Source organism: Ruegeria atlantica (assembly GCF_947495585.1).
GTDB lineage: Bacteria > Pseudomonadota > Alphaproteobacteria > Rhodobacterales > Rhodobacteraceae > Ruegeria > Ruegeria atlantica_G.
This window is the reverse complement of sequence record NZ_CANLZK010000001.1, coordinates 437,123-453,744: the sequence shown is the minus strand read 5'-3', so window position 1 is coordinate 453,744 and position 16,622 is coordinate 437,123. Positions and strand designations below refer to the sequence as shown.

Sequence of the window (16,622 nt, the reverse complement as noted above, 5' to 3'; positions counted from 1 at the left end):
AGCTCAGCCCTTTCGCTTCAGGAGATTGATCAGCGGCGTGGGTGTCTGTTCGGGCTGATCTCTAATCTGGAAATGACTGCAGTTTTTCGGCAACTTGTGAACGACGGGAACTTGATCGGTAACCGACCCATTAAGCGCCGGATTCCAAGGTCGTTCAGACTGACCAAGACCCGCCAGATCGAACAAATGTACCCTGTTGCACGCCGCTGCCATTTCAGGCAGCACGTCGCACCGGATGTAAGATAATGTGCCGCGAGTAAGAACCGCCGGATAGCCCACCCCATGGATTCCGGGGGCCATCCGCGGGGTTTTGATCACTGTGTGGTCCGGGACGAGATGCGGCATGCGAATGCTCCTGAGCTTTGGATTTCCTGACCAGTAGTTCAATACTGGTGCGTGACACAAATGAATGATATTCATGGTGTGATCTAAAACTGTCATGGTTTCACAAATGACCGACCGATTGGAAATTGACGCTCTGCGCGCCCTTCTAGCCATCGCATCCCATGGCGGCGTGACGCGCGCGGCCGAGCATCTGGCGCTGTCGCAATCGGCAGTCAGCCACAAAATCCGACGGTTAGAGCAAGCCCTGGACTGCGATCTGCTGGCGCGACGACCCGGTGGCCCTCTGTTCACAGATACAGGTCTGCGCCTGTGCGACCATGCCCGCCGAATATGTGCCCTGCACGATGAGGCGCTTGCCAGTTTGGGCAAGAAACCCTTGGCCGGTGCACTCCGGCTGGGCATGACCGAAGACACGGCAACCAGCGACATCGCCCGCATATTGGGTCGTTTCACACGGCTTTACCCGGACGTTCAGGTCCGAACACGCACCAGTCAAAGTCTGAACGTGCAAGAGTGGTTGAAGGCCGGAGAGTTGGATGTCGCCGTCATGCAAATCTTTCGGCACGATACGCGGCCAGATGACCTGATCTTGTTCGAGGACACTCTGCACTGGGTAAAATCACCGGATTTCCAACTGGATACGACAGCACCTGTTCCCTTTCTGTCCTTCGACAGCCAATGTTTCTATCGCAAATGGGGCTTCGGAGATGGGCAGCTGCAAGGGCACCGCTTCGACAACGTATTAGAATGCCCAAGCGCCACTGGCATTCAGTCGGCCGTGCGGTCCGGTTTGGGCGTCGCCCTGTTGAATGGAATGCATGTCACACCGGACATAGAGGTGATCAAAGGCGTGTTCCCCGATCCCCCGGCCATCGTTTTTGTCGCGCGTATGCATGTTAAGCGCCGAAACCCTGCCGCGATGGCGCTGGTACAAGAGATTAGCCGCGAGGTTGAAGGCGCCAACCCTTTGAAAGTGGTCAGCTGAGTGTTTGTACCGGAAGAGCCTAAACAACGACCTCCACGATGGTCGGGTTTTTCGTCGACTTCTGCGGATGGGAGGAGTGGTTTGGTGAAGGAACCAAAGACCGAGAGCTAGGACAATCAGCTCCTCAGATCAGGTCTGATCAATTGCGCGGTCCCGTTTCTGCAACGCGCGGATACGCATCCGCTGGGCCGCATGAACATGGGCGCGCATCGCCAGCTCGGCTGCGTCGCCGTCGCGGGCGTGCAAGGCGTCCATCACACGGCGATGCTCACCCACGGCATCGTCTGCGCGCTGACCATCCAGCATTTGGGATGGACCCAATATCAACAGCGCCTTTTGCAGCGATAACATCGACTTTGTGAGAAAGCGGTTTTTGGCGGCATCCAACAGCGTGGCATGGAAAATACGGTTCAACTGAGCGGCCACTGGACCGGTGCCAGCCTCGGCAAGGCGATCGTTCAGGACATTAAGTTCGTCCAGTTCCACATCCGAAGCCGCGCGTGCCGCCAACCGTGCCGCCGTGCCTTCAAGTACGGCGCGCATTTCATACAGTTCCATAACTTCCGAATAGCTCAGGCTGCGAACCGTTGCGCCCAACCTAGGGACATGCGTCACCAACCCATCCGTTTCGAGTTGCCGTATCGCTTCGCGCACAGGTGTTCGGCTGACACCCAGTCTTTCGGACAGCTCGATCTCTCTGAGCCGGTCACCAGGCAACAAAACGCCCTCGCGAATTTCATCTAGCAAACGCTGATAAGCGGAATTCCCCTGCGGGCCGGCCTGATTAGGATCTTCTTGAGTTTTCATCGTTCTCAATCTTGCATATCGGATTTCTTTGTATACATTTGGATACATGATCTAGTCAACAAAATCGGACACTATCCTTGACCGCCTCAAGCCTTCATTTGTCGCCGCTGATGCAACGGTCAGTTACGCTGATATTGGCTATGTTGGGAACTGCAGTTTTTTGGGCGTTGAACCTGCCGCTGCCCTTTCTGTTCGGGCCGATGTCAGCGTGTTTGATTGCAGCTTTGGCACACGCACCCATGCGGGATTTCGGGCAAATCTCAGTCGCGTCCAGAACCATTCTTGGCGTCGCTGTCGGGGCGTCGATCACACCCAGTCTGTTCGCAGAACTTCCAAAGATGGCGGCGTCCCTTTTGCTGATACCAGTTTTTATCCTGCTGATTGCAATGGTTGGCGTGCCGTTCTTTCGCAAATTCTGGGGCTTTGACGAAAAAACTGCGTTTTTTGCCGCCATGCCGGGCGGGTTTCAGGACATGGTTATCTTTGGGGCTGAGGCTGGTGCCAATCCGCGAACCCTATCCCTGATCCACGGGACGCGCGTTCTGATTATCGTCACCCTTGCCCCTTTGTTCCTGACTTTGTTTTACGGTGCCGAACTAACTAACCCGTTGGGCGAACCTGCCTCGGCTCTACCCTTGCATGAACTGATACTCATGGCGGTCGCAGCTTTTGTCGGCTGGAAAGGCGGAGAGAAGATCGGGCTTTTCGGGGCTTCAATTCTTGGGCCATTAATCCTGACAGCGGCCTTTTCGCTTGGGGATTTCATCCATACCCGCCCCCCGCGCGAGGCGATCCTGTTCGCCCAGTTCTTCATCGGCTGTGGGATCGGCGTCAAGTTCGTCGGTGTCACCTGGTCGGAACTTAGACGCGTCGTGGCGGCTGGCTTCACCTATGTGATCTTGCTGGCCGTTCTGGCCGCTGCTTTCACGGCAGTGGTCACGGCGCTTGGGCTTGGCCAACCGGTCGAAGCCTTTCTGGCCTTTGCACCCGGAGGACAGGCAGAGATGACGGTGCTGGCCATCGTATCGGGGGCGGATCTGGGATATGTGGTCACGCACCACCTGGCGCGCATTGTCGTCGTTATTATCGGCGCGCCAATCGCGGCCAACCTACTTCTGCGCTGGTCGAAATCCAAGGATTGACGGATTCACCTGCAAACGCGGCTGGATGAATGTTGATAGGGGATTGTGGCGGAGAGACAGGGATTCGAACCCTGGAGACGGTCTCCCGCCTACACACTTTCCAGGCGTGCGCCTTCGACCACTCGGCCACCTCTCCGTGCCGGCGTTATTTGAACTATCGCCGGGGGATTTGCAAGGCCCCATTGTGGTGAAATTTCACCTGAAATCGAAAGCCTTGCAAAGGCGTTTAAATCTCGTCGCCGTCACCATCAGCCAAATCGCCCTCGGTCATATCGACGGGATTTGTGGATGGCTTTGCGGACGGTATTTCGTTGGTGTTCTTGCTGGGTTGGGCTTCGCTGCCCTGCAACGACTCGGGGTTACGCAACCAGAGATCGCGCTGTGCAAACGGGATTTCGATCCCCTCTTCGACAAAGCGCCGGTTGATCTCGTGGTTCATGTCGGATTTGACTGACAACACCCAGTTCACATCGCGAAGGATGGCCCGGATTTCAAAGTCCAGCGAATCTGCACCAAACCCCTGGAACACCACACTAGGGGCTGGATTCGCCAAAACCATCGGATGTGCATTCGCAATCTCACCCAGGATTTTTTCCACCAACCGGGTATCAGTCCCATAGGCGACGCCGACCGGCACAATCACCCGCCCGATCGTATTGCCGCGTGTATAGTTAGTGACAACGCCGCTGATCAGGTCCGAGTTCGGAACGATAACATCCGTGCGGTCAAACGTCTCGATCCGCGTGGACCGGACGGAAATATCACGGACGTACCCCATCATACCATTCACGTCGATCCAATCCCCTTTCGAGATTGGGCGTTCGACCAACAGGATAATGCCCGACACAAAGTTTGACACGATGGTCTGCAGACCAAAGCCGATCCCAACTGACAACGCACCGGCAACAATAGCCAGCGATGACAGGTTGAACCCGGCAATCGTTATCGCAACCAGCGCGGCCAGGAAAATACCGACATACCCGGTGCCCGAAACAATCGCGTTTTGCCCGCCTGGATCAATACTGGTCTTTGGCAGTAGCGAATTGCGCAGCCCGCTTTGTAGCATCCGCGTCAGGCCATAGCCGATGGCAAATATGACAAGGAAGGTAAAGAAGTTGCTGGGCGAGATGGTTACCCCGCCAATGTCAAACCCCTGCAGCAGGCGCGACCAGACTTCCTGCAGGTCGGTTTGACGCGCACCCCAATACAGCGCGAGCACGGGCATAGCCAGAATGGCCATTGCAAAGCCGATGAGAACCGAAAACAGAGAGTCCTTGGCCTTATCGCCCTGCCCACCGAGCCATCCGTAAACAGACGTCAGGAAGCGTTGGACGATGACCAGCGCGGCAATAAGAACCAATGAACGCACGGCCGGGAAAACGATTGCCTCAGCCGCATTCGTATACCCCAGCATCGCTAATATCGGGCTGGCAATCCCCAGGAAGAACAAAGCGCGTCGAATGAACTCGACCAGTTGGCTGAACCCGGCAGCGCGGGCCGTTTCGGACGGCTCACCTGCATCGACCGGGACATCAACACTGCGGACGCGACGGACGCGAAGAAGAATCAAAGCTGTTGCGACGATGACCGGAAAGACGACGACAGCGCGCGTGGCATCCGAAATATTTTCGATCTGATCGAACAGGTTCACCAGTTCGTGCAGGATCAGGAGCCCGGCAAGAAAATCGAGGTAGACGCGTAACTCGGTGACTTTTTGCCGGGACAGTTTTTTGAAACCTTGCGCCGCTTGCAGCACATAAACCTGTCGGCCAATCCAGTCATAATACAGGATGATCGCGGCCCAATAGGGCACGTTCTGCATCAACAGCGTGCCGCGCAGCCCCAGAACGCCTGTCATCACAACCGCCTGAACCAGAAGCCAGACGCCGAACCAAGGGAGGATAATGCGCAGCAACGAGGTCAGGAACGTCCATACGCCACTTCCCTGCCCTCCCAAAGCTCGCATACGTTCACCGGCGGCTTCGGACCAGCGCTTGCCGTAAAGCAGCAGAACACCTGCGACGAACACCAAGGCCAGAATACCCAGCCCACGGGACCGCAAACGTTCATGCACCACGTCAGTTTTCAGATTCCGCCGCGCTTCGTTGAACAACGCTTGCGCAGCTTCGTTCACATCAACCCAGGCCGGCCGCCAGTGGGTGGGGTTCATTGGCGACGGGCCACGCTCCAAAAGCTCTTTCTTCTGACGGTCCCGCAATAGCTTGTCTATCTCGGATATCAGACCATTTGATCGGCTGAATGCCTCTTCTGAGATGATCTGTGGGACGCGCAAACTGTTCAGCTGCTCGTTTAGGTGCTCTCGTAGTGTGGCAATGTCTTCCGGTTCGGTCGCATCGCCCTCGGGCGCAGCACCAAGAGCCTTGATCTGGTTTTCAAGCGTTTGGATACGTTCGGTGTTTGCACCGCGTGCCCGATTGAAATCGTCCCGGTATTCGTTGATCTCGGCGCGCAGGTTTTCGAGCGAAGCGTTCGACGCGCGATCGGCCTCGATCACCGTCTCGGCGCGGTCCGCCGTTTTGACCCAGCCCTGATAATATTCGCTTTGACGATCTGTAAGCTGCGCGGCAGCGGGGCCGCAAAGTATCGCAAAACATACCGCAACAAGGGTCAGGAACAGGCGAACACGCCGCAGCATCACACGTCCTCAAAAACGCCGGGGATACTGCGTGGAGCTTCGGTCATCCAGTCCGGGACAGGCAATTCCTTTTCACGCAGGAAGTCCGGGTTAAACAGCTTGGACTGATAGCGTGTGCCATAGTCACACAGGATGGTCACGATGGTGTGGCCCGGTCCCAGATCCTTGGCCAGACGTACCGCACCAGCCATGTTAATGGCGGTTGAACCGCCCATGACCAGGCCTTCATCGCGCAGCAGGTCAAAGATGTAAGGCAGCGCCTCGTTATCCGACATCTGATAAGCAAAGTCAGGTTTGAACCCTTCAAGGTTCTTGGTGATACGCACCTGACCGATGCCTTCGGCGATCGAGCCGCCCTCCATCGCGATTTCGCCGGTGGTGTAATACGAATACAGCCCAGCCCCCATCGGATCGACCAGACCGATCTTGACGCCTTTGGGCTGCAACGCGTCCGCTACGCCCGCCAATGTACCGCCCGAGCCCACGGCACAGACGAACCCGTCAACTTTGCCATCGGTCTGTTCCCAGATTTCGGGACCGGTCGTTTCCACATGCGCCTGACGGTTCGCCACATTGTCGAACTGGTTGGCCCAGATCGCGCCATTGGGCTCGGTCTGCGCCAGTTCTTCGGCCAAACGACGGGAATAGTGTACGAAATTGTTGGGGTTGCGATACGGTGCGGCCGGAACCTGAACCAGCTGAGCCCCAGCTAGTCGCAGCATGTCCTTTTTCTCTTCGGACTGCGTTTCCGGGATGACAATGACGGTCTTGAACCCCATCGACGCACCAACAAGCGCCAAACCGATCCCGGTGTTACCCGCCGTACCTTCGACAATGGTGCCACCCGGTTTCAGGTCACCACGCGCAATGGCATCGCGGATGATGTAGAGCGCCGCACGATCCTTGACCGACTGGCCGGGGTTCATGAATTCGGCCTTGCCGAGAATCTCGCACCCGGTCTCTTCGCTGATGCGACGCAGGCGGATCAGCGGGGTTTTTCCGACTGCGTCGGCAAGGTCTCGTGCAATGCGCATGGCGCCCTCATTTCATTTCGGATCAACGCAGATTTACCTGTGGTGCGCGACGACCACAAGCGGCGAAAATCATCCGCGCAGGCGCTCACGGTGACGTGCAAGCCAATGGGCCACCGCCAAAAGCGGCAAATCCTTGAACCTATGACTGTCGACCCTGTCCATGAAATCACTGAAAGGCAGAATCTGGGTTCGGATATCCTCACCCTCCGTTGCCAACCCACCATCTTCGATGGTCTTGGTCAGATCAGCCAGCCCGACATAAAGGTATAGATATTCAGTCGATGACCCGCTGGAGGAATACGCGCCGCCTGCATATTCCAGCCGGTTCAGCGCAATCTGGGCTTCTTCTTCGGCCTCGCGCAGGGCCGCCTGTTCCGGCGTTTCGCCTGGGTCTATCATCCCGGCGACCGGCTCCCACATCCAGGGTTCAGGATCTTCAGCCAGAAAGATCGGTGCCCTGAATTGTTCGACTAGCAAAACCGTGTCGCGCACGGGATCATATGGCAGGACGATCACGGCGCTGCCCTGCATCAGGCTGTTGCGGTTCAGCACTTTGCCCATCGAGCCATCGTATTGGCGATGCTGCAACGCGACTTCTTCCATCCCGAAATAGTTGACATAGGCCGGTTTACGATCGTGCACGATGACGTCTTTGGCAGTGTCTCGTGCATCACCTGTCGCACGTTGACGGGCAGCCAGCTTTGCCCATGCTCGCGTCCGGATCGACGGAAAGCTTCGCGCAATTTGTTCCACATCAACCTTGCCGTAAAAACCCATAACCTCTTGCGCGGCGAGCATCGTCATCGCGCCCCACTCATCCAACCAGCCCTGCAGCAACCAGAGACCGCCGCGGTTCCAAAGCCCCGGCTCAGGGTAGAACACAAGGGCTTGCGATATCGACCCGTCGGCCAGATCAACTGTCTGCTCTCGCAGGTCGTAATCAAAGCCACCCTCGTAGAAGACCAAACGGTTCTGATCTTCCTCACTCAATCCCCGGAGCAATAACCCTTTGGCCAGACTGCCTTCCTCATGAACAATCATGGGAAAGGCCTGATCCTGCACGCTATGGACTGCATGATCTTTCAGTGTGGCTTGGGCAAATTCAAGTTTGGACGCCGGACGTCCCAAGACAAGCTCCAGCAATGGCAAGTGCCGCAGCGTGCCATAAAAGAACAGATCTGACACTGTTGGGTTCTTTCGTACTTTAAGTTGTTAGCTCACCGCCACCGGCGGGCTGCTTCCTCGGTGACCAGCCCAGTGATCAGAGCCCCAATGATCAAAGTCCACAAGATTTCGGGCACCACAAGTTGCTGACCATATTCAACACCGATTTTAAAGATGGAGATCAGCGCCTCGAACGGGCCGTCATACCGATGGCGCATTGCCAAGCGGAGCATTTCGTTTACACCCTGAACAAACAGGCCCCAGAACACCAGCGCCGCCATTCCGGTCAAGCCGTTGTTGATTGCGGCAGTCCAGCCCCGGCCAGCACGCTTGCCCATGATCCACCAACCGCAAATCACGCCCAACGCCATGTTTACGTAGGTAAACATACCGTAGTTCTTACCTTCATCACCGTTTTCGATGACCATACTCGAAACCAAGAACGCCACGATCAAAAGGCATAAGCCAGAAACAAGCTTGGGGGCAGTGGGCATTTCTGAAGTCCGTTCCTTAACTCGGTTTCGCTATAGTGATCTGTGTCACATCGCAATTACCGGTGTCAAAGGCTGCTCCGCAGGCGGTCAAATAATAATTCCACATGCGGCGAAAACGCTCATCAAAGCCCATTTCCGAGATTTCGTCCCACTTGCCGTTGAACGTGTCATACCAGCGGCGCAGGGTCAGGTCATAGCTTTTACCGAATTCTTTCGATTTGACGACTTTCAAACCCGCTTGAGCAACTTGTTCCTTCAAAATGGAAGGCGCCGGAAGCATGCCGCCCGGGAAAATATATTTCTGAATGAAATCAATGCCGTTACGATAAACATCCCATCGATGATCCGCGACAGTGATAATTTGCAATGTCGCTTGCGCCCCGGGTTTTAATCGCTCACGCACAGTGTCGAAATACACAGGCCAGTACTTTTGACCTACCGCTTCGAACATCTCGATCGATGCGATTCCGTCGTACTGGCCACGCTCATCCCGGTAATCCTGCAATTTGAATTCAACCAAATTCGAAAGACCAGCATTTTCAATACGCTGCCTGGCAAACTTCAACTGTTCTTGACTAATCGTCAGACCTGTGACCCGCAGGCCACGCTCTTTTGCAGCGTATTCAGCAAAGCCGCCCCAGCCACAGCCAATCTCAAGAATGTGATCTCCGGGTTTTGCACCCATTTCATCGACCATGCTGGCGTATTTTGCGGTTTGCGCCTTTTCCAGACTTTCCTGCCCTGTTTCGAACAGTGCGCTGGAATAGGTCATCGTGTCATCAAGCCACAAACCATAGAAATCATTGCCCAGATCATAATGGTACGAGATGTTCTTTTTGGCCTGTGTCCGGTTATTGCGGTGCAACCAGAACCGCAGCCGCTCATACATCTGCACAAGGACTTTTCCGGTGAAATCGTCGTAGACCGTTTCATTACCCATATGCACCAGGTCCATAAAGGATCGCAGGTCCGGCGTGCTCCAGTCACCTTCCAGATATGCGTCGGAAAAACCAAGTTCACCCTCACGGACCAGGCGGGCAAAAACGTCTGGATTGTGGATATCCACACGCGCAACCGGCCCGGGTTTGGTGCCCTCGGTTCGGAAGACACGACCATCCGGCAGTCCGATGTCCAATCGGCCAGACTGCATCCGGCTAACCATTTTGAATACTTGCACAAAGTATCTGGGCAGGTCTTTCTGCCCCTCGGTGGTCATCAAAGTCATCCGCTCTCCTCTGTGCGGCCGCGCAAACAGGCTAGGCCGAGTTTGTGTTTATGGCAAGTTTTCAATTCGTTACTGGTTTTTTCGGCCCTCATAGGCCGCCAATGCACGCGCCCGACCGGCTGCCAAAGTGACAACGGGTTGCGGGTATGGGTCCTGTGGGCTGAGGTTCCATGACTTCGGAACCGCATCAAAATACGCCAGTGCTGTTGCTGGTGGATTGCTCTGCCCCTCAGCAATCCAATGCCGAACGAAGTCCGATTGCGGATCGAATTTTTCCTGCTGGGTATGCGGATTGAAGATGCGAAAGAATGGCGAGGCATCCGGCCCCGACCCTGCAACCCATTGCCAGCCCATAGCGTTTGCCGCCGGATCCCAGTCGACCAGACAATCCGCGAACCAATCCATGCCAATTTTCCAATGCGTCATGAGATGCTTGGTCAGGTAGCTCGCCACGATCATCCGGGCCCGATTGTGCATCCGCCCTGTCACATACATCTGCCGTAACCCCGCATCGACGCCTGGAACGCCGGTTTTCGCCTGCTTCCAGGCGAGAACTTCGGGCTGGCCCCCATCAGTATTCCAGGGAAATCTATCCCACTCCGGCTTCCAGTTACCGCTGAGCAAGGATGGAGTGTGATACATCAGATGATAAGCAAACTCGCGCCAGACCAATTGGCGCAAATAGGGTTCACCCCCCTGAACGCCCGTCATCCCGGCCCGCTGAACTGCGTGCCAGACACTGCGCGGGCCTATTTCACCTAAAGACAGATACTCGGACAGGTTAGATGTTCCGTCCAAGTCCATACGATCCCGGTGATCTGAATAGTCGGCGATGCGGTCCAGAAATTGATGCAACGCCTCAAAAGCTGCGGTCTCGCCCGGTCGGACATGGGGTGTGACCACGGATGCTCCGCGGCGCATCTGCGCGCCCAGATGCCAATCCTCAAGGTTTTCAGAAACGGGCCACATCGCGGGCGTTTTGAGATGAGACACAGCGTTGTTTGGGGCCGGAACATCCCGGCTGCGCACTGAACGCCACATTGGAGTGAACACACGGAACGGCTGCCCTGTTTTCGTCGCCACTGTCCAAGGTTCGAACAAAAGATGGCCGGCGAAGGATTTAACAGTGACACTTTGGTCGGTCAGAGCCGTCTTGATCTTCGTATCTCTGGCAATGGCGTCCGGGTCATATGCGCGGGTCCAAAACACATCGCTTGCGCCGGTTTCGACGACAAGCTGCCGCAGAACGGTCAGCGCATCCCCATGCCGCAGGATCAAGCGGCTGCCAGCCTGTTCTAGCGCCTGGGTAAAAGCCTTTAGGCCCAATCCAAGACGCCATTTCGGCGCTGCGCGCAAAGCCTGGACCGTGTGGTCCAGAATGAAAACTGGTATGATCGGTCGCCCGCTCTCAACCGCGGCGCTCAGTGCAGGGTGATCCGACAGGCGCAAATCCCGTCGGAACCACATTATGATCGGTGACCGCTGCTGTTCCATGTCCGCCCTGCTCTTTTCTTCTTTCTTCGGTTACGAAGCAGCAGGGGAATTGGATCACAAAATGTCGTCTAGTGCATTCAAAAGCTGATCAATTTCCTGTTGAGACGTATAGTGCGTGAAACTGACCCGCAGCACGCCCTGATCCGGATCAACCCCCATCGCGGTCAACGGGCGCACGGCATAGAAATCACCTCCGCCGGCCATGATTCCACATCCAGTCAGATCGGCGGCAACCGCTTCGACATTGCGGTTCAACGCCAGGGCCACAGTCGGCGCGCGGCGGCTGGCATCGGATGTTCCGATCAGGCGAACGGCGTTGCGGTCTTTGACCGCATCCAGAACCGGTTGCAGCAATGCGACCTCGTGCGAGCGCATCAGATCATGGGCGAATGAACCACGCTCGGCCGCTTCGCCGGTTGGCCCGCTATGATGGTCGCACAGCAGATCAATATAGTCCGCCATGCCCGCGCTGGCCGCAATCTGGGCATGGTCCGGTCCCGCGGGAGTAAACCGTTGGTACAGCACGTCGCCGTTGAAATAGTGCCCCTGGTTCGGCAGCATCTCGCCCAGCGTACGCCGGATGACCATACAACCCTGATGCGGCCCATATGTTTTGTAGGCCGAAAACAGATAGATATCCGGCCCCAGATCACCCACATTCGGAAACCCGTGTGGTGCGTAGGATACGCCGTCAACGCATACAAATGCCCCCGCCGCATGGGCAATCGCGGTAATCTCGGTAACCGGGTTGATCTCTCCGATCACGTTCGAGCAATGGGGAAAACACACCAGACGCACGTTTTCGTCCAGCAGGTTCTCCAGATCCATCGGATTCAACGACCCGGTTTCGGGATCAATCTGCCATTCACGGATTTCGATTCCCTCGTCCGCTAGCCGCCGCCACGGACCTGAATTCGCCTCATGATCCTGATTGGTGACAATGATGGCCTCACCCGGTTGCATCCATTGTCGGAATGCTTGCGCCAGGACATAGGTATTCTGCGTGGTCGAAGGGCCAAAGCTCAACTCATCCGTCTCGACGCCCAATATTGCTGCCATGCGTGCCCGGGCTTCGTCCATTTCCTCGCCGGCAAGACGGCTGGCCTCATAGGGTGCATAGGGTTGCACTTTGCGCTGGGTATAATACCGCGTCAGGCGGTCGAGAACCGGCTTGCAAGTGTATGACCCACCAGCGTTTTCGAAGAATGCCTGCCCTTGCAGGCTGGGCTCGGAAAAGGCCGGAAACTGTGACCGGACAAAATTGATATCCAGAGTGCTCATGGCACGTCTCTCCTTGATCATGCGCGTTCATTCAAGAGGTGTCCGAGCATGATTTCGAAACCCTCAGAAATCATGGCAGGTCTTCCAGCCCAGTCCGCGCGATAGGCGCAGACAGCCCCCGCTACCGGTCCGGCGCGGGAACGCGGTCAAATTGCAAGGACTGAGATGGTTCGTCAAGCGTTCAGGTTTGCTAAACGCGCACAAAAAAGCCGGGCATCCAAACCCGGCTTTTAAGCAAACTGTAAAGCGGTTTAGCCCTGAACTTTGGTGTAGGTCCCCTCACCGGCCAAAATGCCCCGGAACCCGCCCGGTTCGTCAAGCCCGAAGACAATCAACGGCAGATTGTTGTCGCGCGCCAGTGCAATGGCCGACGCGTCCATGACCCGCAGGCGTTTGGCCAGAACATCATCATAGCTGACGGTGTCGTACCGCACGGCATCCGCGTGTTCCTTGGGGTCCTTATCATAAACACCATCGACGCCGTTCTTACCCATGAAGATCGCCTGACATGCCATTTCGTTGGCCCGAAGGGTCGCGGCAGTGTCGGTGGTAAAATACGGGTTTCCGGTTCCGGCAGCAAAGATGCAGACCCGCTTTTTCTCAAGGTGGCGCACGGCGCGACGGCGAATATAGGGCTCGCACACCTCGTCCATGCGGATGGCTGAGATTACTCGGGTGAAAACGCCGATTTCTTCCAACGCGGACTGCATCCCCAACGCGTTCATGACCGTTGCCAGCATGCCCATGTAATCAGCCGTAGTCCGTTCCATCCCCTGTGCCGATCCGCTGAGACCGCGGAAGATATTCCCGCCGCCAATCACCATGCAGATCTCGACGCCCAGATCGTGCACCGATTTGATCTCTTGCGCGATGCGCTGAACTGTAGGCGGATGCAGGCCGAACCCCTGATCGCCCATAAGCGCCTCGCCCGAGATTTTCAGCATTACGCGATCATACCTTGCCTTTGTGATTTCGGCGGTGTCGGTGGTCGGGGAAATGGTCATGTTGCGCTCCGGGCTGGCACGGGTTTATTTTCAGGCGCAAAATGAAGCAAAACCGCCGCAGGTTCAATGCGATTGGTAAGGAATAAGGCAGTCCGAGATGACCGAACCCGCAAGATCGCAGATATTGGACCGCCTGCCCCCCATTCCTGATGGGAAACCTGTGTTGATTGCAGGCCCCACTGCATCTGGAAAGTCCGCCCTTGCCCTGTTGATCGCCGAACAGTTCGGTGGCGTCATCGTGAATGCCGATGCCAGCCAGGTCTACGATTGCTGGCGCGTGATTTCCGCCCGCCCGTCGGCTGAAGAGGAAGCCCGCGCACCGCATCTTCTGTACGGACATATCTCATGTGACCAAGACTACTCCACCGGCCATTGGTTGCGCGAGGTGAAACCACTGCTGACCGGCGGCGCACGCCCCATCATTGTAGGGGGCACCGGCCTATATTTTTCTGCGCTGACCGAAGGTATGGCCGATATTCCACCTACACCGTCCGAAATCCGGGCCGAGGCGGACAGCCTGACCTTGCAGACTCTGATCGCGGGTGTGGATGCGCATACTCTAGCCCGGATCGACACACAAAACCGCGCCCGTGTTCAGCGGGCATGGGAAGTGTACAATGCCACCGGTCGAAACCTCAGTGACTGGCAAGACGCCACACCACCCCCGGTTTTGGACGTGAAGAACACAGTGCCCATCGTTTTCGACGTGGATAAACAATGGCTTTTGGACCGCATCACGCGCCGCTTTGACCTGATGTTGGACACCGGTGCATTGAACGAGGTTGAAAGGATGCGGGACCGCTATGATCCGTCGCTTCCGGCATTCAAGGCCATCGGAGTACCCGAGTTGATGGCCTATATCGACGGCACCATGACGTTGGATGAAGCCCGCGAACGGGCCACGATCTCGACCCGCCAATTCGCCAAACGACAGCGCACCTGGTTTCGCGCCCGCATGAAAAGTTGGAATCGGGTCGACTTATCAAAGTGATACCTGATGCGGTTGAAGTCGCACTGATCGCGAACACACATGCAGAGAATTCGCGGCGAATCCACTGCCGCGAAACTGAACCTGCCAAGGGATTCCCCTGGGGCAAAAAAAGCTGATAGCGGTAAACACCGCCCGTCAATGTCGTTTTTGTACCTCGAATGACGATTTCGAACATTGACCTCACCAAAATTCTGGTGCCGAATGTCGGTCATGGGGATGTCCGAAATCCGAGATCAGAAGACTAATGAACCTGCCGGCCGGAGCATTCCGGCCTGAGCGGTTCGCCACTTCATCCAAAAAAATACTGTCTCACAGGGAGTAACGTTAATGAATAATCAAACGATGACCGGAGCACCGATGCACTGGGCGGCAGAAATGCACGCACAGGAATATCGGGACGGCAAACTGAACCGACGCGAGTTTTTGACCCGCACCACGGGTCTTGGGGTCACCGCCGCCGCAGCCTATGGCATGATCGGACTGGCCGCCCCGGCGCGTGCGGCCGGAGAAGATGCAAAGAAAGAAGGCGGCACCCTTCGCGTTCAGCAGGAAGTGCGCGCCCTGAAGGACCCACGCACCTATGACTGGTCGCAGATCGCGAACGTCACCCGCGGCACGCTCGAGTATCTGGTCGAGTACAACTCGGACGGTACGTTCCGCGGCATGTTGCTGGAGGGCTGGGAAGTCAACGACGACGCAACCGTTTACACTCTGAAAGTCCGTCCGGGCGTCAAATGGAACAACGGTGACGACTTCACCGCGGAAGATGTGGCCCGCAACATCGGGCGCTGGTGTGACAAAAGCTCGGAAACCAACTCGATGGCAGGTCGCTTTGCGACACTGATCGATCCTGAATCTGGTCAGGCCATTGACGGCGCAATCGAAGTTGTCGATGCCAACACCGTCAAACTGAACCTGCCGGCCTCTGATATCTCGCTGATCGCAGGCATGGCGGACTATCCGGCAGCTATCGTACACAGCTCGTTCAGTGAAACCGATCTGCTTAACAATGTGGGCACCGGCGCATATCTGGTGCAGGAATTGGAAGTCGGCGTGAAAGCCACCCTCGTTCGCAACGAGAACCACACCTGGTGGGGCGAAGAGATCTTTGGTCGCCCGGCGCTGGATAGCATCGTCTACATTGACTACGGCACCGACCCGTCCGCATGGCTGGCCGCGCTGGAATCCGATGAAGTCGACATGTTGTATGAATCGGTTGGTGAATTCATCGACGTGATGGACAGCCTCGGCTATGTGAAGTCTGAAGTTGTGACCATGAACACCATCGTCGTCCGCCCGAACCAGTTGGCAGAGATTGACGGCAAGAAGCCTTACGAAGACAAGCGGGTGCGCCAGGCTCTGCAAATGGCGGTTGATAACTCGATCTGCTTGGAACTGGGTTACGGCGGTCGCGGTTCGCCTGCGGAAAACCACCATGTTGGTCCAATCCACCCGGACTATTACGAACTGCCGCCGCAGAAGGTCGACCCGGAAGGCGCACGTGCGCTGATGGAAGAAGCCGGAATGATCGATTTCGAGCACGAGCTGATCTCGATCGACGATGACTGGCGCCGGAACACCACCGACGCGGTTGCAGCGCAGCTGCGTGACGCGGGTATCAAGGTCAAGCGGACCGTTCTGCCGGGCAACACGTTCTGGAACGACTGGGCGAAATACCCCTACAGCTCGACCAACTGGAACCACCGTCCACTGGGCGTGCAAATCTGGGCTCTGGCCTATCGTACCGGTGAAGCCTGGAACGAATTCGGCTGGGCAAATGCCGAGTTTGACGCGCTTCTGACCGAAGCGCTGGCCATCGCGGATGCCGACAAGCGCCGTGAAGTGGTCGCCAAGGGCGAGGCGATGATCCAGGAAGAAGGCGTCACCATTCAGCCTTACTGGCGTTCGCTGTATCGCCACATGAAGGACGGTCTTGTCGGCACCGACATGCACGTGTCCTTCGAGCACCACCACTATAAGTGGGGTTGGGCGGCCTAAAA

General features: G+C 56.6%; 14 protein-coding genes and 1 tRNA gene. 4 read left to right on the top strand and 11 right to left on the bottom strand.

Going from position 1 to position 16,622, the window contains the following annotated elements:
• Positions 1-3 precede the first annotated feature (3 nt).
• Positions 4-441: a hypothetical protein gene (locus QMP16_RS02185; RefSeq protein ID WP_282151055.1), complete on the bottom strand. Its 438-nt coding sequence runs from the start codon at positions 439-441 to the stop codon at positions 4-6.
• Positions 442-451: 10 nt separating this feature from the next.
• Between QMP16_RS02185 and QMP16_RS02180 the strand changes: the two genes are divergently transcribed.
• Complete coding sequence (locus QMP16_RS02180) at positions 452-1,330, top strand: LysR family transcriptional regulator (protein WP_282151054.1); 879 nt, start codon at positions 452-454, stop codon at positions 1,328-1,330.
• A gap of 129 nt (positions 1,331-1,459) precedes the next feature.
• Here the strand turns inward: QMP16_RS02180 and QMP16_RS02175 are convergent, their stop codons facing one another.
• Positions 1,460-2,137: a GntR family transcriptional regulator gene (locus QMP16_RS02175; protein ID WP_282151053.1), complete on the bottom strand. Its 678-nt coding sequence runs from the start codon at positions 2,135-2,137 to the stop codon at positions 1,460-1,462.
• A gap of 110 nt (positions 2,138-2,247) precedes the next feature.
• Between QMP16_RS02175 and QMP16_RS02170 the strand changes: the two genes are divergently transcribed.
• Positions 2,248-3,279, top strand: coding sequence for an AbrB family transcriptional regulator (locus QMP16_RS02170; protein ID WP_282151052.1), 1,032 nt, complete (start codon positions 2,248-2,250; stop codon positions 3,277-3,279).
• A 46-nt stretch (positions 3,280-3,325) separates the two neighbouring features.
• Here QMP16_RS02170 and QMP16_RS02165 read toward each other — a convergent pair.
• The 9 genes from QMP16_RS02165 to pyrH form a co-directional block, all read right to left on the bottom strand.
• Positions 3,326-3,415 (bottom strand) — tRNA-Ser (locus QMP16_RS02165).
• A 90-nt stretch (positions 3,416-3,505) separates the two neighbouring features.
• Positions 3,506-5,935: a DUF3772 domain-containing protein gene (locus QMP16_RS02160; protein WP_282151051.1), complete on the bottom strand. Its 2,430-nt coding sequence runs from the start codon at positions 5,933-5,935 to the stop codon at positions 3,506-3,508.
• Complete coding sequence (locus QMP16_RS02155) at positions 5,935-6,969, bottom strand: cysteine synthase A (RefSeq protein ID WP_113788936.1); 1,035 nt, start codon at positions 6,967-6,969, stop codon at positions 5,935-5,937. The genes QMP16_RS02160 and QMP16_RS02155 overlap by 1 nt, the downstream gene beginning before the upstream one ends.
• Before the next feature lie 69 nt (positions 6,970-7,038).
• Entirely contained in the window at positions 7,039-8,154 is a 1,116-nt protein-coding gene (locus QMP16_RS02150; protein WP_282151050.1) for an NUDIX domain-containing protein, read from the bottom strand.
• 32 nt (positions 8,155-8,186) lie between these two features.
• Positions 8,187-8,627, bottom strand: a complete 441-nt coding sequence (locus QMP16_RS02145) for a TrgA family protein (RefSeq protein WP_058273774.1) — start codon at positions 8,625-8,627, stop codon at positions 8,187-8,189.
• A gap of 16 nt (positions 8,628-8,643) precedes the next feature.
• Positions 8,644-9,852, bottom strand: a complete 1,209-nt coding sequence (locus QMP16_RS02140) for an SAM-dependent methyltransferase (protein ID WP_058273775.1) — start codon at positions 9,850-9,852, stop codon at positions 8,644-8,646.
• 69 nt (positions 9,853-9,921) lie between these two features.
• Positions 9,922-11,346 (bottom strand): cryptochrome/photolyase family protein, encoded by a 1,425-nt coding sequence (locus tag QMP16_RS02135; protein ID WP_282151049.1) that lies wholly within the window; start codon positions 11,344-11,346, stop codon positions 9,922-9,924.
• Positions 11,347-11,400: 54 nt separating this feature from the next.
• Positions 11,401-12,627 (bottom strand): aminotransferase class V-fold PLP-dependent enzyme, encoded by a 1,227-nt coding sequence (locus QMP16_RS02130; protein WP_282151048.1) that lies wholly within the window; start codon positions 12,625-12,627, stop codon positions 11,401-11,403.
• Positions 12,628-12,878: 251 nt separating this feature from the next.
• Positions 12,879-13,631, bottom strand: a complete 753-nt coding sequence (gene pyrH, locus QMP16_RS02125) for a UMP kinase (protein ID WP_109312162.1) — start codon at positions 13,629-13,631, stop codon at positions 12,879-12,881.
• A 97-nt stretch (positions 13,632-13,728) separates the two neighbouring features.
• Here pyrH and miaA point away from each other — a divergent pair, with 97 nt between their 5' ends.
• Complete coding sequence (gene miaA / locus QMP16_RS02120; protein ID WP_282118613.1) at positions 13,729-14,622, top strand: tRNA (adenosine(37)-N6)-dimethylallyltransferase MiaA; 894 nt, start codon at positions 13,729-13,731, stop codon at positions 14,620-14,622.
• 327 nt (positions 14,623-14,949) lie between these two features.
• Positions 14,950-16,620: an ABC transporter substrate-binding protein gene (locus QMP16_RS02115; protein WP_282151047.1), complete on the top strand. Its 1,671-nt coding sequence runs from the start codon at positions 14,950-14,952 to the stop codon at positions 16,618-16,620.
• The last annotated feature ends 2 nt before the right edge of the window (positions 16,621-16,622 follow it).